Source organism: Reyranella sp., from assembly GCF_017305915.1.
Lineage (GTDB): Bacteria > Pseudomonadota > Alphaproteobacteria > Reyranellales > Reyranellaceae > Reyranella.
In genome coordinates this window covers 1-16,501 of the sequence record NZ_JAFKJN010000032.1, presented here as the reverse complement: position 1 = coordinate 16,501, position 16,501 = coordinate 1, and the positions used below count along the sequence as shown (strand labels likewise).

Sequence of the window (16,501 nt, the reverse complement as noted above, 5' to 3'; positions counted from 1 at the left end):
CCGTGATCCGCGCCTGGGAGCTTGCGGTCGGCCAGCTCGGCGATCCCCGGCTGCGCGCGGTGCTCTGGCAGTCGCTGGCGCTGTCGCTGGTGCTGCAGGTCGCGATCGGCCTCTTCGCCTGGTGGGGCCTGCAGAGCTGGGCGCATTACGAGATCGGCTGGATCAACAGCCTGATCCGCTGGCTGGGCGGCGCCGCCGTCGTGGTGCTGGCGCTGATGCTGTTCCCGGCGAGCTTCGGCATCGTGGTGTCGATCTTCATGGAGCGCATCGCCGACATCGTCGAGGACCGCTACTATCCCGAGCTCGGGCCGGCGCGCGGCATCCCGGTCTGGACCGGCATCTGGACCGGCCTGGTGTTCCTGGTCGCGGTGATCGTGCTGAACCTGGTGATGCTGCCCTTCTACATCGTCGCCATCTGGGTGGCCGGCCTGGGCGCGGTGCTGTTCTACGCCATCAACGGCTGGCTGGCGGCCCGCATGTACTACGAGCAGGTGGCGCTGCGCCGCCTGAGCCCGGCCGAGGTCAAGGCCTGGCGCAAGGCCAATACCTGGCCGCTCTGGCTGACCGGCATCGTCGCGGTGTTCCTGGGCACCATCCCGGTGCTCAACCTGATCGTGCCGGTGCTGGGCACCGCCGCCATGGTGCATGTGGCACAAACGCTCAACCCGCCCGGCGCCCCGGGCTTGCCCTTCCGTTCCCCAACCGCCGGCCGCTAAGGTCGGTCCATGAGACCGTCCGCCCGGCCACTGTTCCTGGCCGCCCTCCTGCTCGCCGGCTGCACCAACGAGCCGGCGCCGCGCTATGCGTTGGGCACCAGCGAGACCGGCGTGTTCCGCTCGGCCAATGCCGGCAAGCCGATCCCGCTCACCCAGATCAAGGGCATGGACGAGCGCCAGCTCACTGCCACCTTCGGCAAGCCCAGGCTCGACCGCCGCGACGCCGCGACCCGCACGCTGCGCTACGCCTCCGACGCCTGCACCCTGTTCGTCTACCTGACCAACGACCGCGCCCAGTTCGCCGACGCCCTCGACCCGCAGATGCGGCCGCTGCCGCCCGACGCCTGCGCGGGCTCGGTCGCCGCGCAGAAACGCGACATCGGCTAGAATCCAGCCGACCCCCGGACACCTCCGATGCCGATTCCATAAGGGTTTTCGTCGAGAGTCCGGGAATCCGGCCCACCCCCCTCGGCCGGACACGCGCGGACGCTCCGGACGCGCCGGACACCGGACTGCAAATTCTTCATCCTCTAGTCTAGTGGCAGTCGAGGCAGGTCAGCGCTGCCTTTGACGACGGATCGGCGCGCCGCTGCGCAGCGGCCTTGGCGTACGGTGTGTTCGGCAGCTCCGCGATCATGCGGTCGAGGTACGGCACCGCCCTTGCGCTATCGCCGAGCTGCAGCCAGCCCGTCGCCAGCCCGCCCAGCAGCTCGCCCCGATCGTGCGTGTCGAGCGCCGACCAACGCGTCTGCTCCCGGGCGACCATGAAATCGAAGTCTTCGATCGCGGTCTTCGTCAGGCGATCGGCCAATACGCGATCGTAAGGGTGCAACGCGGCGGCATAGATCATCAGCACCGGTCCGCGCGCGGCGCGCGTGCCGGGCGAATCGGACGCCAGCGCCACACCGCGCTCGAGATCGCCCAGTCCTTCGGTCTGCAGCCGCAGGCCCTCGGCGAACGCGCCTCGCCCGAACGCCTGGCCGGCCAGGAAGAGGCGGCCAGCCCCGCGCCAGACGAGCGCCTCGGCATGATCCGGATCGGCGCCCAGCGTGCGGTCGATCACGGCCAGCGCGCGCTTGAACGATGTCTCGTCGCCGTCGAAGCCGGCGAACATGTCCTCGCGGACCTTCATGTCGAAGCGCTCGGCGCGCGGCACCGGCGCGGCATCGGCCAGCCGCCGCCACGCCCGGGCCACCGCTTCGGTGCCGCGCGGATCGGCGATCATGTCGAGGTGGCGGAGGTCCGGCTGCACCGTCACGGCGATCTTCGGGTTGAGCTCGGCGAACAGGGGCGCGAAGCGATCGACGTTGAACAGCTCGTCGCGCGCGCCGACGACCACCGCGGTCGGCCGAGCGATGCCGGCGATCTCAGCGCGCCAGGTGCGATGGAGCTGCAGGCCGGCGGCGAGGCGGAACGAGTAGACCGGCGTGCGGCTGTCGCTCGGCGCCGCGTCGGTCGCGAAGCGGATGACCGGCAGGCCCTGCAACCACGGCAGGCCGAAGGCGTCGAGCAGCGACAGGCCGATCGTCCGGGGCACCGCCACGCTCGCCCAGCCGCCGCCGCTTTGCCGCGAGGTCGGCGAGTCCTGGGCGATGTAGGGCGAGATCGCGAGATAGGCGTCGAAGTCGGCGCGATGCGGGCCGCTCGCCGTGCGCAGCGCGAAGCCGCCGCCCAGGGAGAAGCCTGCGAGCGTGCGATGCATCTTCCGGCCGTCGAGTCCCACCGCCCTCACGAAGTCGGCGAGATCGTCGTCGAGCTGGCGCTGGTAGGAGACGTCGCCGTTGGCCGCGCCGCTGCCGCCATGGCCGCGCAGGCTGATGGCATAGACGGTGGCGCCCGCCGCCTGCAGCGCCTGCGCCGACTTGTGCATGGAAATACTGGCGCCCGACGAGCCGTGCACCAGCACGACGGCGCGATCGGCGCGGCCGGGATAGAGGCGATAGGTGAGCGGCGCGCCGTCGCGCGCGACGACGCGCTGCACCGGCGGCACTTGCGAGAAGTCCCAGCTCTCGATGCCGGGCATGGAATCGCCTGCGGCGAGCGGCGGCACCCGCACCGGCGCATCGAAGGCGATCATCGCGGCGAAGGCCGTGAGCGCCAGCGCCGGCATCGCCGCCCCGGCGAGCAGCGAACGGCCGACCCATCGACGGCGCAGCAGCAGGCCGCTCAGCCAGCCCAGCCCGATGCCGGCGATCGCGCCGCCCGCCAGGCCCGCGCCGGCGATCCAGGCCGGCTGGCGCGCAAGCTGCGGCCAGACGCCGAAGGTGACGCCCAGCGCGTAGCGCACCGCGAAGATCGACAGCGCGAAGCCCAGCAAGAACCAACCGCCGGCGATCCAGACGCGGCCGTCCTGCCAGCGCACCTCGCGCCGCCGGCCGATCGCGTGGCCGATCGGCAGGGCGAGCAGCAACCCGGTCAGCCAACCGGCCAGGGTGAAGGCCGGCAGCGCCGACTGCACGACGCCTGCGATGGTGACGCCCAGGCCAACCAGCGGCAGGGCGGCGAGCTGCAGCAGATGCGCCACCCGCGGCTTGCGGGCCGACCAGCCGAGCCACAGCACGAGCGCCAGCAATGGCCACACCCAGAGCAGCGTGTGCAGGACGATGTCGAGAGGGGACGGCATGATGAACCTCGGCGTCGGAGGCCGCACCATCGGCGGTAAGCGCGCGCCGCTCCATCCCGATTGCGTGGAAGGCCTGGCCTTTTTCGCGATCTGCCGGGATCATCGGCTCACGATGCGCGAATCGCTGTATCTCCGATCGCTGCCCTGGCAACTACCCGCGGTGCTGATGCTCGCCGTCGTGATGGCCGTGACCGGGCCGTTCGGCACCTACAACACCTTGGGCCTCGGCCACCATCGGCGTCCTGACCTGGCTGGCGGTGGTCCTGCTGGCCGCCTGGTTCGGGCGGCTCGAGCCGATCGACCGCTGGCCGGTCTATGCGCGCATGGCCCCGGTCGGCCTGCTGGCGGCGGTGCCCAGCACCGCAGGCGTCATCGTGGTCCATGGCTGGGTCTCCTGGCCGATCCCCTGGCGGGCCTTCCCTGAGATCTATCCGGACAATGCCTTCCTCACGGTGGTGATCTCGGTCCTTATCGGGCTGCTCACGGAGCAACGCCTGCATGCCCAGGCCGATGCCGAGCGGGCGCGGGTCGCCGAGCTGCCGCAGGCCGGCCCCGACTTCTTCCGCCGCATTCCGCCGGCGCTGGGCCGCGACCTGCTGGCGCTGGAGATGGAGGACCACTACCTGCGCATCCACACCGCGGTCGGCAGCGACCTGATCCTGCTGCGCCTGCGCGATGCCCTCGCCGAGCTCGGCCACAAGCGCGGCCGGCAGGTGCACCGCTCGTGGTGGGTGGCCGACGGCGCGGTGACGGCGCCCGAGCGCGCCGGCACACGGACGCTGCTGGTCCTGCGCAACGGCCTCAAGGTGCCGGTGAGCAAGAGCTTCCGCGACCAGGCGAAGGAGATGGGCTGGCTCCCTTAGTCCTCCCCGTCATACGGGGGAGGATACAGGAGGGGGAAGGCAGCACGACTGTTGCTCTCCCCCTCCCGGCCTCCCCCCCGGAAGACGGGGGAGGTGGGTGACGTTAGGAGCGCTGCTCGCGCCAAAGATCGAGGCGCTCCTGCACCGGACGGTCGGAGAAGGAGAACAGCACGGCCTCGCCCTTGGCCTTGTGCACGACCTTCGCCCAGCTCGGCACCACGAAGTGGTCGCGCTTCTTCCAGCGGAAGGTCTTGTCGCCGATCGTGCTCTCGCCCTCGCCCTCGACGACCGAGAACACCGTGCCGTCGGTGCTGCGGTAGGGTGCGCTCTCGAAGCCCTCGGGCAGGAGCTGCATGAAGGTGCCCATGGTGGCGATCGGCGCACCGCCATTCGCGGGATTGACGTAGCGCAGCTTGTAGCCGTGGCAGGCGTCCGGCGGCCCGGCCTTGGCGAGACCGGCCAGCGCCTCGCGCGTGCGCGCATAGGGATAGTTGAAGATCGGCGAGGTCTGGCGCGACGGCTTCCAGTCGACCGGCAGCAAACCGCTCGCGAACCTGGCGTCGGACGTGCCCTCGGGCGCGGTCACCGCCTGCTCGTCCTCGGCGCCGTTCTCGGCGAAGCCGGCGTTGAACATCGCCACCAGCGGGATGTCGAGGCCGTCGAGCCACACCATCGGCTTGCTCGAATCGTTGCCGTGGTCGTGCCAGGTCCAGGTCGGGGTGATGACGAAGTCGCCCTCGCGCATGATGGTGCGCTCGCCGTCGACGGCGGTGTAGGCGCCCTCGCCCTCGACGATGAAGCGCAGCGCCGACTGCGTATGGCGATGCGCCGGCGCCACCTCGCCCGGCAGGATGAGCTGCAGGCCGGCATAGAGCGTCGGCGTGATGCAGGCGCTGCCCGGCATCGACGGGTTCTCCAGGATCAGCACGCGCCGCACCGCCTCCTTGGCGGTGATCAGCGTGCCGGACTCCATCAGGAACGGCCGCACCTTGTCGTAGTCCCACGCCGCCGGCACGTACTTCGGGGAGGGCTGCGGCGGCACGAGCTGGTGCAGCGACTCCCACAAGGGCGCCATCGAGAGGCCGCCGATGCGCTCGTAGAAATCGCGGCGGGCGTTGTTGCGGGTGCCACCGTCCATGGCGAAACCTCTATTCGGCGGCCGCGCGTAGAAGGCCGAGACGCCGCCGGGCGCGGTCGTGGCAGGCGGCGGAGAAGGCATCGAACAGCTTCATCGAGACAGGGTTCTCGAGCGCGCGATGCTCGGGATGCCATTGCAATGCCAAGGCGAAGGCCGGCGCATCGGGCACGCTGAAGGCCTCGACCTGGCCGTCGTCGGCCACGGCCTCGAGCCTGGCGCGCGGCGCCAGCCTGTCGACGCCCTGGGCATGCAGCGAGTTCACCATCACCTTGTGCTGGCCGACCAGGCGCTGCAGCAGGCCGCCCTCCAGGATCTCGATCTCGTGCGCGATCGAGTAGTTGGTGTCGGTGTCGGGAGTCCGGGGCGAGCGATGGTCGCGCCGGCCCGGCACCTCGTGCACGAGCTGATGCAAGGTGCCGCCCAGCGCCACGTTGACCTCCTGCGCGCCGCGGCAGATCGCGAGCAGCGGCACGGCGTGGTCGATCGCGTGCCGGATCAGCGGCAGGGTGGTCGCATCGCGCGCCGGATCGTGCGCGGTGCCCTCGCGGGAGGGATCGCCCTCGTAGTGGCGAGGCTCGACGTTGGAGGGACTGCCGGTCAGCAGCAGGCCGTCCATGGTGTCGAGCAGGCGATCGAGCGCCTCGGTCATGCCCTCATCCGAGCCATTCGCATCGAACTCGCGGCCGCAGGCCGGCACGATCACCGGCAGGCCGCCGACGGCGCGGATTGCCGCCTGTACGTACTTGTCGCCGACGCTGTGGACCCAGCCGCCGCGACCATTCTCCTTGAGGCAGGCCGAGACGCCGATCAAAGGGCGTAAACGCGCGGAATTCATGGGCTTTATCATCGCGCTGCAGCCCTTGCTTGGCAATTGCCGCGCCGCTTCGGCTTGTGCAGCCCTGCCTTGCATGGTACCGGCCCGGCCCATGTCGACACCCCCTCCCGGCGGCCCCAACCCGCAGCCCCAGCAGACGCCCAGCCCGCTCACCCTCCATGGCCAGTACATCAAGGACCTGAGCTTCGAGAACCCGCGGGCGCCGCAGAGCCTGATCGAGCAGAAGCAGCCGCAGCTCACGCTCAACGTGAACGTCGCCACCAAGCAGTTCGAGGCCAAGACCTTCGAGGTGACGCTGACCATCGAGGCCAACGCCGCGACGCCGGAGAAGGAGCCGCTGTTCGTGCTCGAGCTGATCTATGCCGGCACGGTCACCCTGGGCGACGTGCCGCAGGAGGCGTTCGGCCCGCTGCTGCTGATCGAGACGCCGCGGCTGCTCTTCCCGTTCGCCCGCGCGATCGTGGCCAACGCCACCCGCGAGGCCGGCTTCCCGCCGCTCAACATCGCGCCGGTCGACTTCGTCGCCCTCTATCGCCAGCAGCTCGAGGCGAACGGCGGCAACATCCCGGGCACGCCGACCGGCCAGGTCGGGCACGCTTAAGCGCGAGCCAAGCTCGCGCTGGCGGGCCCGTAGGGCTAGGCGACGCTCCGTCGCTTGAGCGTTTTCCGGCTGCGTCGGAGAACGCGAGTCGCGGCGAAGCCGCGAAGCCCAGGGCCTGCGCAGTGCCAATTGCGCACGGACTCGAGAAGCCCAAATCCGCTGCCAAGTCTCCACAGGTCGGGCAAGCCTGAGGCCGTCTATTCCCAGCCGAATGTGCTGACGCGCTGGCCGTCCCGGATGCGCTCGAGCGCCGCCCGGGCGTAGGCCACGAAGTTCTCCGGGAATCCGTCGAAGGGAAACCAGGCGAGCGCGGCGCACTTGTCGGGCTCGGCGTTGCTGATCTCGCCCGACCAGCCGCGCACCTCGAAGAACAGCGACAGCCGTTCTTCGCGAAGATGCATGGTGTGCACGAGGTCGAGATCGCCGGGCGCGATGTCGATGCCGAGCTCTTCCTTGGCCTCGCGCGCGGCGCCGGCGACGATCGTCTCGTCGGGCTCCAGATGCCCCGCCGGCAGATGATACAGGCCGTCGGAAAAGCCCGTGTTCTGCCTCAGGCCGAGCAGCACCCTGCCGCCGTCGCGCAGGATCAGGTGAAGGTCGGTGATGAGTCGGTGCTTCGCCATGCAGCCCCCTCGCCACGACGATAGCAAGCGTTTACCGGTCGCCGCGCGCCGGCCGCACAATCCTCGGGGGATAAGCTAGCGCGTCATCACATCGACGCGGTCCGGTGAGCCGCCGCCGCCGGCTTCGGAATAGCCGGCGATCGCGATGTCGGCCTTGACGCCCATGTCGATCAAGAAGGCGTGCACCGCGAGCGCGCGGGCGAAGGCGATCTTGCCGGCATCGACCGGATCGGCGGCGCTGGCGCTGGCCCACAATTCGATGCGGCGCAGGCGCTGCGTCTTGGGATCCTGGGCGAAGAAGCCGAGCGCGAAGCGGGCATCTTCCGAAAGATTGGCCGAGCGCGGTGCGAAGATCACGGTGGTGAGCGGCGGCCCGTCCGGCGGCTGGCGCCGTGGCTCGGCCGCGGCTGCCGTCGCGGTCTGCGGAGGCGGCTGCGCAGCCGGCGGTGGCGCGGGCGGCGGCGGGGGGGCGGTCTCGGCCTGCTTTACCGACGGCGCTGGAGGGGGAGGCGGCGATGCCGGCGCGGGCACTGCCTGTTGTGTGGGCGGCGGCGCTGCGGGCGGTGGCGAGGCCGCTCGCGACGGCGTCTCGGCGACGTTCGGCGCCTCGGCGCGGCCGCCGGTCGAGGACGGGACCGCCCGCTCGCTGGCCGGACGCCTCTCGCCCTGCCAACGCTCGCCGGCAGGCTGCGGCAGCGCGCCGTCATCGCCCGGTATGGCCAGCGGACTGCGGGTGCGCGTCGGCGGCAGGACGGTGAGCGGCGAGCGGCGCGCGGCGGCCTCCTCCTTCTCCCAGGCCGCGATCGCCAGGCGCTCTCGCTCGCTGGGCTGCGCGGGCGGCACCGCACGCGGCGGCCGCACGCTGCGCACCGTGCGGGGTTCCTCGGCCGGCTCGATCGCGGCGTCGTAGCGGCGCGCGCCTTCCAGCGCCGGCAGGCCGATGCCGGTCGGTGCGGTGGTGGTCGGCGCGGTGGTGGTCGGCGCGGCGGTGGTCGGCGGCTGCTGCGGCTGGCAGCCGGCAAGGATCAGGAAAGCGGAGAGGACCGCGGTCAGGCGGCTCCGCATGGCGTCAGCTCTCGGCTTTCAGCCAGAGCGGATCGCTGAGCTTGGCGAGGAACGCGGCGTGGGCGGCAAGCTCGGCGGCGCCGGCGATGTGCGGGCGCGCGGCGCGGATGACGGCGCCGGCGGCGAGCGCCAGGCCCGCCGCGGCGCGTGCCACCATCTCGGGCGCCAGGCCGAGGTCGCGCTGGCGGCCGCCGCTCAGCTCGAGATAGACCTCGGCCAGCAGCTCGGAGTCGAGCAGCGCGCCGTGCTTGGTGCGGCTGGAATTGTCGATGCCGAAGCGCTCGCACAGCGCGTCGAGGCTGGCGCGCTGGCCGGGGAACTTCTTGCGCGCCACCGACACGGTGTCGACATAGGCGTTGGCGAGCTTGGCCTTGCTGCAGCGCTCGAGCTCGGCGTTGAGGAAGCCGATGTCGAACTGCGCGTTGTGGATCACGAGCTGCGCATCGCCGACGAACTCCAGGAATTCCTCGACGCGCTCAGCGAAGCGCGGCTTGTCGGCCAGGAATTCGTCGCTGAGGCCGTGCACGTCCTGCGCGCCGGCCGGCATCAGCATCTCGGGATTGAAGTAGGCGTGGAAGGTGCGGCCCGTCGCGACCATGTTCACGAGCTCGATGCAGCCGACCTCGACCACGCGATGGCCGGCCAGCGGATCGAGGCCGGTGGTTTCGGTGTCGAGGACGATCTCGCGCATCGACTCCTTTTAGCTCATTTGCGCCGCGCGCGCGCAAGCCGGGCTGTGAATCGATCGCGCCACGGGTTGGATGGCCACGAATGGCCGCGCTTCTTCTTCAGTGACCGCACCGCCTTGGCGAGCGCGGTCCGCGTCGGGGCCAGGCCGAGGCCGGTCGGGATCACCACGGTCGCCTTGCGGCGCTTGACTGCGTCGGGGACTTGCAGGCGCAGGATGCCGGCAAATTTCTCCGCCGTCATGCCGGGCCGCGCCATCACGCGCTGGCGCTGCAGGAAAGCAGGCGCGCTCACCACCAGCACGCCGTCGACCCGGCGCTCGCCCAGGCCCTCGAACAGCAGCGGGATGTCGAGCACCACCATCGGGGCGCCGCGCAGCGCCGCGCGGCGCACGAACAGCCGCTGCTGCTGCTGGACCAGCGGATGGACGATCGCCTCGAGCCGGCGCAGCGCTTCCTTGTCGCCGAAAACGCGCGCGCCCAACGCCTGGCGGTCGAGCACGCGGTTCTTCACCACGCCCGGGAACGCCGCCTCGATCGGCGGCAGGGCGAGCCCGCCCGGCGCCTGCAGGCGATGCACCGTGGCATCCGCGTCGTAGACGGGCACACCCATCGACCGCAGCATCTTCGCTGCGGTCGACTTGCCCATGCCGATGGAGCCGGTGAGTCCGACGATCACCACGATCGCTACTTCTCCCTCCTCCCCCAGCTCCGCCGGGGAGGTGTCGCCGTCATACGGCGACGGCGGGGTCATGGGCCACGACGAACTGGCTCATGACCCCTCCGCCGGCCACGCGTTTTCGAGCGAAGCACGAAAAGCGCTCTGACGCCGGCACCTCCCCTTCGCGGTCTCCGCGAAGGGGAGGAACTGATGTCACGGAATGAGGATGGTCTGTCCGGTGGTCTTGCGGCTCTCGAGGTCGGCATGCGCCTGTCCCGCCTCGGCCAGCGGATAGCGCTGGTCGATGGCGATCTTGACCTTGCCGCTCTTGACCATCTTGAACAGCGAATTGGCCGACGCCTCGAGATCCTTGCGGGTCGAGGTGTAGGCGCCGAGACTCGGCCGCGTCAGGTAGAGCGAGCCCTTGGCGTTGAGGATCGCGATCGACTGCGGCGGCACCGGGCCCGAGGCGTTGCCGAACGAGGCCATGATGCCGCGCGGCTGCAGGCAGTCGAGCGAGGCTTCCCAGGTGTCCTTGCCGACGCCGTCGACCACTGCCGGGACCTTCTTGCCCTTGGTGATCTTCATCACCTCCTCGACGATGTTCTGCTTGGTGTAGTCGATCACCCACTTGTAGCCGTGCTTCTTGGCGAGCGCGGCCTTCTCCGGCGACGACACGGTGCCGATCACCTTGTAGCCGCGCGCCTTGGCCCACTGGCCGAACAGCAGGCCGACGCCGCCGGCCGCAGCATGGAACAGGACGATGTCGCCCTTCTTGACCCACGGCTTGATGGTGCGGTCGACCAGGTACTCGGTGGTCATGCCCTTCAGCATCATCGCCGCGGCCTGCTCGTCGCTCACGCCCTTCGGCACCTTCACCAGTTGCTCGGTGCCGATCAGGCGCTCCTGGCAGTAGGCGCCGAGCTCGCCGCAATAGGCGACGCGGTCGCCCTTCTTGAAGCCCTTGACCTTGGGGCCCACCTCGACGATCACGCCGGCGCCCTCGCGGCCCACCGCGTTGGGCAGCGGCGTCTTGTAGAGGCCCGAGCGGGTGTAGACGTCGATGAAGTTGAGGCCGATTGCGGTGTGGCGGAGCTTGACCTGGCCGGGGCCGGGCTTGCCGACCTCGACTTCCTCGAGCTGCATCTTCTCCGGTCCGCCATTTTCATGCATCAGGATCGACTTGGACATTGGTGGGCTCCCCGTATCGGTTGATCGCGGCGGAGTATAGTGAGCGGCAATGGGAAGGTCGATGAACCGGCGTGATTTCCTCACGGCTGCAACGGCCATTGTGGCGGCGCCAGCGATCGCCCGCGCGCAGATGCTGCGCAGCAACAAGGCCAATCTGCGTCTGTCCACCCTGAGCCACGGCCTGGTGCAGCCCTGGGGCATGGCGTTCCTGCCCGACGGGCGGATCCTGATCACCGAGCGGCCGGGACGGCTGCGGGTGTTCGCCAACGGCAGGCTCGACCCGACACCGCTTGCCGGCGTGCCGCGGGTCGCGGCGACCGGCCAGGGCGGGCTGCTCGATGTCTGCCTGCATCCGCACTTCGCGCAGAACCGCGTGCTCTATCTTTCCTATTCGGCTGAGGGCCCTATGGACAAAGGGGGCGGCAACGCGACCACGGTGGCGCGCGCCGAGCTGGGCGACGGCGGCCTGGTGGGCTTGAGGGTGATCTACGAGGCGCTGCCGCGGGCGCCAGGCGGCCTGCATTTCGGCTCGCGCATCGCCTTCGACCGCGCCGGGCTGATGTATGTGACGGCGGGCGAGCGCTACAACAAGCCGCGCGCGCAGGACCTCGCCGATCTCGGCGGCAAGATCGTGCGCCTCAGGGACGACGGCAGCGTGCCGTCGGACAATCCCTTCGTCGGCCGCGCCGGCGTGCGGCCCGAGATTTTCTCTTACGGTCATCGCAATCCGCAGGGGCTGGCGATGCATCCGGCCACGGGGCGGATGTGGGAGGTCGAGCACGGCCCGCGCGGCGGCGACGAGCTGAACGTGCTGAAGCCCGGCGCCAACTACGGCTGGCCGCTGGCCACGCACGGCATCGACTACAACGGCGCCATCATCAGCCCGCACAGGAGCCTGCCTGGCATGGAGGATCCGCTGCGCGTCTGGACGCCGTCGATCTCGCCGTGCGGCCTCGCCTTCTACACCGCCGATGCGTTCCCGGCCTGGAAGGGCTCGCTGTTCACCGGCGGCCTCTCGGCCTATGCCCTGTTCCGGCTGGAGACCGACGGCGAGAAGATTGTGAATGAGGAACGGTTGATCGAAGGCCGGCTTCCCTATATCCGCGACGTTCGCCAGGGGCTCGACGGGTTCCTCTACCTCGTCACCCACAGCGACGACGGCGGCCTGTTCCGCGTCGAACCTGCGTAAAGAGTACGTCTCAAGGTACCATGCCTCCGTCCCTCATCCTCGCCTCCGCCAGCCCGTCGCGCCGCCAGATGCTCGCCAATGCCGGTCTCGCCTTCGACATCGAGCCCGCCGGCGTCGACGAGGAGGAGATCACCCGCAGCCTCGGCAGCCGCGCGGCACCGCAAGAGCTCGCCTCGACGCTCGCCGAGATGAAGGCGGTGAAGGTCTCGTCGCGGCATCCCGACGCGATGGTGATCGGCGCCGATTCGACGCTCGCCTGCAACGGCCGGCTGTTCGACAAGCCGCCGACCCTGGAAGCCGCCCGCAAGCAGCTTCTGGCGCTGCGCGGCCAGACGCACGAGCTCTTCTCCTCGGTCGTGGTGGCGCGCGGCGGCCAGCGGCTGTGGCACTGGGCGGAACGGGCGCGGCTCACCATGCGGCCGTTCACCGACTCCTTCGTCGACGCCTATCTGGCGAAGGCCGGCGAGGACGTGCTGACCTCGGTCGGCGCCTACCAGCTCGAAGGGCTGGGCGCGCATCTCTTCACCCGGGTCGACGGCGACTACTTCACCATCCTCGGCCTGCCGCTGCTGCCCTTGCTGTCGTTCCTGGCCGGTCACGGCATCGGCCTCGAGGAGAAGGCGGCGTGACGCCGTACGAGGCCCTGCTCGCCGAGGCGCGCGGAAGGCCGTTCGCGGCGATCGTCGGCTGGCCGGTCGAGCATTCGCGCTCGCCCGCGCTGCACGGTTACTGGCTGAAGGAGCACGGCATCGACGGCCACTACGGCCGCCTGCCGGTCGAGCCCAAGCGCGAGGCGCTCGAGGCGCTGGTCGCGTTCCTCAGGAAAACAGCCACCGCGCGCGGCTGCAATCTCACGCTGCCGCACAAGATCGACATCATGCCGCTGCTCGATCGCATCCATCCCGATGCCGAGCGCATCGGCGCGGTCAACACCGTGATCAAGCAGCCCGACGGCAGCCTCGAAGGCCGCAACAGCGACGGCTTCGGCTTCGTCTCGGCATTGAAGCAAGGGGCGCCGGCCTGGCAGGCCACGGACGGGCCGGCCGTGGTGCTGGGCGCCGGCGGCGCCGCGCGCGCGGTCGTGGCCAGCCTGGTCGATGCCGGCGTGCCCGAGCTCAGGCTGATCAACCGCACCCAGCAGGCGGCGATCACTCTCGGCGTCGCCTTCACGCCCCGCGACGGCCGCCAGATCATGATCGAGCGCTGGGACGAGCGCTCCGCCGTGCTCGACGGCGCGACCCTGCTGGTGAACACCACCTCGCTCGGCATGAAGGGCCAGCCGCCGCTCGACCTCGACCTTGCGCGCTTGCCGGCCAACGCCGTGGTCGACGACATCGTCTCCGTGCCGCTCGAGACGGCGCTGCTCGCCGCGGCGCGTGCGCGCGGCAACACGCCGATCGACGGCCTCGGCATGCTGCTGCACCAGGGCCGCATGGGCTTCGAGGCCTGGTTCGGCCGCAAGGTCGAGGTGACGGAGGCGCAGCGCCAGGCGGTGCTGGCGGCATGACCGGCGCCAGCGACCCGCCCGCCGGCTTCAAGCCGCTGTTCCGCACCAGCCCGTTCCTCGACCATAACGGGCCGTTCTTCTATCGCGAGAAGGACGACGGCACCTTCGTGGTCGGCCTGCGCATCCAGCCCAAGCACGCCAACGCGCGCGGCATCGCCCATGGCGGCATCCTGATGACGATGTGCGACATCGCGCTGGGCTACCGCACGACGCGCAGCCAGACGCCGTCGCCGATGCTGACGACGGCCAGCGTGACGACGGATTTCGCGGGCTCGGCCAAGATCGGCGACTGGGTCGAGGCCCATGTCGACGTCCACAAGGTCGGCGGCCGCTTGGCCTTCGCCAACTGCTACCTGATGGTCGGCGACGAGCGCATCGTGCACGCCTCCGCCGTGTTCGCGCGGACGGGCGACCGCGCGTCGTAGTTCTTGCCTTTTCTGCACCGCGCGGGCTCTCGCGCTTGACTACAAGCGCTGCCGCCCGCCCGCGCCTGTGAAGGCGCGCTATTGATTCATGGACGAGAAGAAGTCCTGGTTGCTCTTCGCGGTCCGCAGCTTGTCGAGCAGGAACTCGATCGCATCGACGGCGCCCATCGGCATGAGGATGCGGCGCAGCACCCACATCTTCGACAGCGTCGCGCGGTCGACCAGCAGCTCCTCTTTGCGCGTGCCCGACTTGGTGATGTCGATCGCCGGGAAGGTGCGCTTGTCGGCGACCTTGCGGTCGAGGATGATTTCGGAGTTACCGGTGCCTTTGAACTCCTCGAAGATCACCTCGTCCATGCGGCTGCCGGTGTCGATCAGCGCCGTGGCGATGATGGTGAGCGAGCCGCCCTCCTCGATGTTGCGCGCGGCGCCGAAGAAGCGCTTGGGCCGCTGCAGGGCGTTGGCGTCGACACCGCCGGTCAGCACCTTGCCCGACGACGGCACCACGGTGTTGTAGGCGCGACCCAGCCGCGTAATGGAATCCAGCAGGATGACGACGTCGCGCTTGTGCTCGACCAGGCGCTTGGCCTTCTCGATCACCATCTCGGCGACGGCAACGTGGCGGCTCGCCGGCTCGTCGAAGGTCGAGCTCACGACCTCGCCCTTCACCGTGCGCTGCATGTCGGTGACTTCCTCCGGCCGCTCGTCGACCAGCAGCACCATGAGGAAGACCTCCGGGTTGTTGGCGGTGATGGCGTGCGCGATGTTCTGCATCAGCACGGTCTTGCCGGTGCGCGGCGGCGACACGATCAGGGCGCGCTGGCCCTTGCCGATCGGCGCGATCAGGTCGATCACGCGGGTCGAGATGTCGAGCTGCTGCTGCGGCGTCGAGGTCGAGGCCTTCTTGGTCAGTGTGCCGGTGGTGCGCCGGCCGGTCGAGACGCGGCCCGCCGCCGTCGCCCGCGGTGCGCTCTGCTCCTCGGAAATCGTCGGCGCCATAACGCCGGCGCCATCCATCTCGAGCTTGAGCTTCTCGTCGGGATAGAGCGGGGTCAGCGAATCGAAGCCGATGCGATGGCGCAGCGCCTCGGGGTCCTCGAAGTTGATCTTGTTGATCTGCACCATGGCGAAGTAGCGCTCACCGTCCTTGGGGGCGCGGATCTCGCCTTCGACGGTGTCGCCGGTGCGCAGGCCGAACTTCCGGACCTGGGTCGGGCTGACATAGATGTCGTCGGCGCCGGGCAGGTAGTTGGCCTCCATCGAGCGCAGGTAGCCGAAGCCATCGGGGATCACCTCGATGGTGCCGCTGCCGGAGATCACCTGGTCGTTGGCCGCGAGCTTCTGCAGGATCGCGAACATCAGCTCCTGGCGGCGCATCTGGGCGGCGCCTTCCACGCCCTGCTCCTCGGCGAACGCGAGCAGTTCGGGCGGTTTCTTCTTCTTGAGGTCTTCGAGATTCATGTGTCTTTTCAGTAGGTTGGAATGACGCACGCGCTCGGGCGGCCAGGGCGGCCGGCCATGAAATGAGTGCTGTGTCGTACGATGTGGACCCCGTCGATCACCGCCGGGCGGCGGCGCCAAGGGCCCTAGGTGCCTTTCATATAGGATTGTCGCGAAACGGTGTCAAAGGGCATCCTTGCGCGATGCCCGAGGTTCTCGTCCTCGACGCCATGGGCGTGCTCTACCAGGCGGGAGACGACGTGGCCGAGTTGCTGGTGCCGTTCGTGCGCAGGCATGGCACGGCGAACCTTTCGGCCGAGGACATCGACCGCGCCTACGTCGCCGCAAGCCTTGGCCGGATGGAACTGGCGGAGTTCTGGACGCGCATGGGCGTCGACGCCACGTGCGAGGACGACTATCTCGCCGGCCATCGCCTGATCGACGGTACGCTCGATGCCCTGCCGCGGCTCAGAGCCCGCTACGGCCGGCTCGCCTGCCTGTCGAACGACGTATCGCAGTGGTCGCTCAAGCTGCGCCGCCAGTTCGGGCTGGCGGCCTGGATCGACAGCTGGTTCATCAGCGGCGATCTCGGCCTGCGCAAGCCGTCGCCCGACATCTATCGCCGCGCCATCGCCGATCTCGGCGTGACGCCACAGGAGATCGTGTTCGTCGACGACCGGCCGCGCAATCTCGATGCCGCGCGCGACGTCGGGCTCCAGACGGTGCTGCTCGATATCGGCGGCAAGGCGACCTCTCCGCACCGCACGATCCGGAGCCTGGCGGAACTGGTCTAGCCCGGATATCTCACAGGAAGAGGTGCATCGGAGCGCGGGTTCTGAGAAAGTTGTTTTGCAACAACGACCGTCTCACTCCCAAAGGAATGCTCCGATGCCCACAGAGTGTATCGCGGACCTGTTCGGATTTGAAGCCGTAGAAGG

At 69.7% G+C, this 16,501-nt stretch carries 18 protein-coding genes; 9 read left to right on the top strand and 9 right to left on the bottom strand.

The window, feature by feature from the left end; all coding sequences use genetic code 11:
- Positions 1-2: 2 nt before the first annotated feature.
- Positions 3-716: an EI24 domain-containing protein gene (locus J0J01_RS27245; RefSeq protein ID WP_296386561.1), complete on the top strand. Its 714-nt coding sequence runs from the start codon at positions 3-5 to the stop codon at positions 714-716.
- 9 nt (positions 717-725) lie between these two features.
- Entirely contained in the window at positions 726-1,103 is a 378-nt protein-coding gene (locus J0J01_RS27240) for a hypothetical protein (RefSeq protein WP_296386559.1), read from the top strand.
- A gap of 148 nt (positions 1,104-1,251) precedes the next feature.
- Here J0J01_RS27240 and J0J01_RS27235 read toward each other — a convergent pair whose 3' ends face one another.
- Positions 1,252-3,339, bottom strand: a complete 2,088-nt coding sequence (locus J0J01_RS27235; protein WP_296386557.1) for an alpha/beta fold hydrolase — start codon at positions 3,337-3,339, stop codon at positions 1,252-1,254.
- A 257-nt stretch (positions 3,340-3,596) separates the two neighbouring features.
- On the opposite strand from J0J01_RS27235, the gene J0J01_RS27230 reads away from it, so the two are divergent.
- Positions 3,597-4,202, top strand: a complete 606-nt coding sequence (locus J0J01_RS27230) for a LytTR family DNA-binding domain-containing protein (protein WP_296386555.1) — start codon at positions 3,597-3,599, stop codon at positions 4,200-4,202.
- Between the two features lie 103 nt (positions 4,203-4,305).
- Here J0J01_RS27230 and gtdA read toward each other — a convergent pair whose 3' ends face one another.
- Together gtdA and J0J01_RS27220 are read right to left on the bottom strand one after the other, a co-directional pair.
- The gene (gene gtdA / locus J0J01_RS27225) at positions 4,306-5,340 is read right to left on the bottom strand and encodes a gentisate 1,2-dioxygenase (protein ID WP_296386553.1); all 1,035 of its coding nucleotides are present in this window, start codon (positions 5,338-5,340) and stop codon (positions 4,306-4,308) included.
- Between the two features lie 10 nt (positions 5,341-5,350).
- The gene (locus J0J01_RS27220; protein ID WP_296386551.1) at positions 5,351-6,175 is read right to left on the bottom strand and encodes a gamma-glutamyl-gamma-aminobutyrate hydrolase family protein; all 825 of its coding nucleotides are present in this window, start codon (positions 6,173-6,175) and stop codon (positions 5,351-5,353) included.
- A gap of 91 nt (positions 6,176-6,266) precedes the next feature.
- Here J0J01_RS27220 and secB point away from each other — a divergent pair, with 91 nt between their 5' ends.
- Positions 6,267-6,776, top strand: coding sequence for a protein-export chaperone SecB (gene secB / locus J0J01_RS27215; protein WP_296386548.1), 510 nt, complete (start codon positions 6,267-6,269; stop codon positions 6,774-6,776).
- 197 nt (positions 6,777-6,973) lie between these two features.
- Here the strand turns inward: secB and J0J01_RS27210 are convergent, their stop codons facing one another.
- The 5 genes from J0J01_RS27210 to J0J01_RS27190 form a co-directional block, all read right to left on the bottom strand.
- Entirely contained in the window at positions 6,974-7,399 is a 426-nt protein-coding gene (locus J0J01_RS27210; protein ID WP_296386546.1) for an NUDIX domain-containing protein, read from the bottom strand.
- A 75-nt stretch (positions 7,400-7,474) separates the two neighbouring features.
- Positions 7,475-8,464, bottom strand: coding sequence for a hypothetical protein (locus J0J01_RS27205; protein ID WP_296386544.1), 990 nt, complete (start codon positions 8,462-8,464; stop codon positions 7,475-7,477).
- Positions 8,465-8,468: 4 nt separating this feature from the next.
- Positions 8,469-9,155 (bottom strand): DNA polymerase III subunit epsilon, encoded by a 687-nt coding sequence (gene dnaQ, locus J0J01_RS27200; protein WP_296386542.1) that lies wholly within the window; start codon positions 9,153-9,155, stop codon positions 8,469-8,471.
- Positions 9,156-9,169: 14 nt separating this feature from the next.
- Positions 9,170-9,832, bottom strand: coding sequence for a dephospho-CoA kinase (coaE, locus tag J0J01_RS27195; protein ID WP_296386695.1), 663 nt, complete (start codon positions 9,830-9,832; stop codon positions 9,170-9,172).
- A gap of 192 nt (positions 9,833-10,024) precedes the next feature.
- Positions 10,025-11,002 carry a quinone oxidoreductase gene (locus tag J0J01_RS27190; RefSeq protein WP_296386540.1) on the bottom strand — a complete coding sequence of 326 codons (978 nt, stop codon included), beginning with the start codon at positions 11,000-11,002 and terminating at the stop codon, positions 10,025-10,027.
- Positions 11,003-11,063: 61 nt separating this feature from the next.
- Between J0J01_RS27190 and J0J01_RS27185 the strand changes: the two genes are divergently transcribed.
- From J0J01_RS27185 to J0J01_RS27170, 4 genes are read left to right on the top strand one after another with little or no spacing between them, the layout of a single operon-like run.
- Complete coding sequence (locus J0J01_RS27185) at positions 11,064-12,191, top strand: PQQ-dependent sugar dehydrogenase (RefSeq protein ID WP_296386539.1); 1,128 nt, start codon at positions 11,064-11,066, stop codon at positions 12,189-12,191.
- Between the two features lie 20 nt (positions 12,192-12,211).
- Positions 12,212-12,820 carry a Maf family nucleotide pyrophosphatase gene (locus J0J01_RS27180; protein ID WP_296386538.1) on the top strand — a complete coding sequence of 203 codons (609 nt, stop codon included), beginning with the start codon at positions 12,212-12,214 and terminating at the stop codon, positions 12,818-12,820.
- Positions 12,817-13,698 carry a shikimate dehydrogenase gene (locus J0J01_RS27175; protein WP_296386535.1) on the top strand — a complete coding sequence of 294 codons (882 nt, stop codon included), beginning with the start codon at positions 12,817-12,819 and terminating at the stop codon, positions 13,696-13,698. Before J0J01_RS27180 ends, J0J01_RS27175 begins: the two co-directional genes overlap by 4 nt.
- Positions 13,695-14,123: a PaaI family thioesterase gene (locus tag J0J01_RS27170; RefSeq protein WP_296386533.1), complete on the top strand. Its 429-nt coding sequence runs from the start codon at positions 13,695-13,697 to the stop codon at positions 14,121-14,123. Before J0J01_RS27175 ends, J0J01_RS27170 begins: the two co-directional genes overlap by 4 nt.
- A 78-nt stretch (positions 14,124-14,201) precedes the next feature.
- Here the strand turns inward: J0J01_RS27170 and rho are convergent, their stop codons facing one another.
- Positions 14,202-15,584, bottom strand: coding sequence for a transcription termination factor Rho (rho, locus tag J0J01_RS27165; protein WP_296386531.1), 1,383 nt, complete (start codon positions 15,582-15,584; stop codon positions 14,202-14,204).
- A 182-nt stretch (positions 15,585-15,766) separates the two neighbouring features.
- Between rho and J0J01_RS27160 the strand changes: the two genes are divergently transcribed.
- Complete coding sequence (locus J0J01_RS27160; RefSeq protein WP_296386530.1) at positions 15,767-16,357, top strand: HAD-IA family hydrolase; 591 nt, start codon at positions 15,767-15,769, stop codon at positions 16,355-16,357.
- Positions 16,358-16,501: the final 144 nt, after the last annotated feature.

Coding starts and splice junctions, on each gene's coding strand:
- J0J01_RS27240 (WP_296386559.1), top strand. CDS start 726: ATGAGACCGTCCGCCCGGCCACTGTTCCTGGCCGCCCTCCTGCTCGCC.
- J0J01_RS27170 (WP_296386533.1), top strand. CDS start 13,695: ATGACCGGCGCCAGCGACCCGCCCGCCGGCTTCAAGCCGCTGTTCCGC.
- J0J01_RS27205 (WP_296386544.1), bottom strand. CDS start 8,464: ATGCGGAGCCGCCTGACCGCGGTCCTCTCCGCTTTCCTGATCCTTGCC.
- J0J01_RS27160 (WP_296386530.1), top strand. CDS start 15,767: ATGCCCGAGGTTCTCGTCCTCGACGCCATGGGCGTGCTCTACCAGGCG.
- J0J01_RS27210 (WP_296386546.1), bottom strand. CDS start 7,399: ATGGCGAAGCACCGACTCATCACCGACCTTCACCTGATCCTGCGCGAC.
- J0J01_RS27180 (WP_296386538.1), top strand. CDS start 12,212: ATGCCTCCGTCCCTCATCCTCGCCTCCGCCAGCCCGTCGCGCCGCCAG.
- rho (WP_296386531.1), bottom strand. CDS start 15,584: ATGAATCTCGAAGACCTCAAGAAGAAGAAACCGCCCGAACTGCTCGCG.
- J0J01_RS27185 (WP_296386539.1), top strand. CDS start 11,064: ATGAACCGGCGTGATTTCCTCACGGCTGCAACGGCCATTGTGGCGGCG.
- gtdA (WP_296386553.1), bottom strand. CDS start 5,340: ATGGACGGTGGCACCCGCAACAACGCCCGCCGCGATTTCTACGAGCGC.
- J0J01_RS27235 (WP_296386557.1), bottom strand. CDS start 3,339: ATGCCGTCCCCTCTCGACATCGTCCTGCACACGCTGCTCTGGGTGTGG.
- secB (WP_296386548.1), top strand. CDS start 6,267: ATGTCGACACCCCCTCCCGGCGGCCCCAACCCGCAGCCCCAGCAGACG.
- J0J01_RS27190 (WP_296386540.1), bottom strand. CDS start 11,002: ATGTCCAAGTCGATCCTGATGCATGAAAATGGCGGACCGGAGAAGATG.
- J0J01_RS27220 (WP_296386551.1), bottom strand. CDS start 6,175: ATGAATTCCGCGCGTTTACGCCCTTTGATCGGCGTCTCGGCCTGCCTC.
- dnaQ (WP_296386542.1), bottom strand. CDS start 9,155: ATGCGCGAGATCGTCCTCGACACCGAAACCACCGGCCTCGATCCGCTG.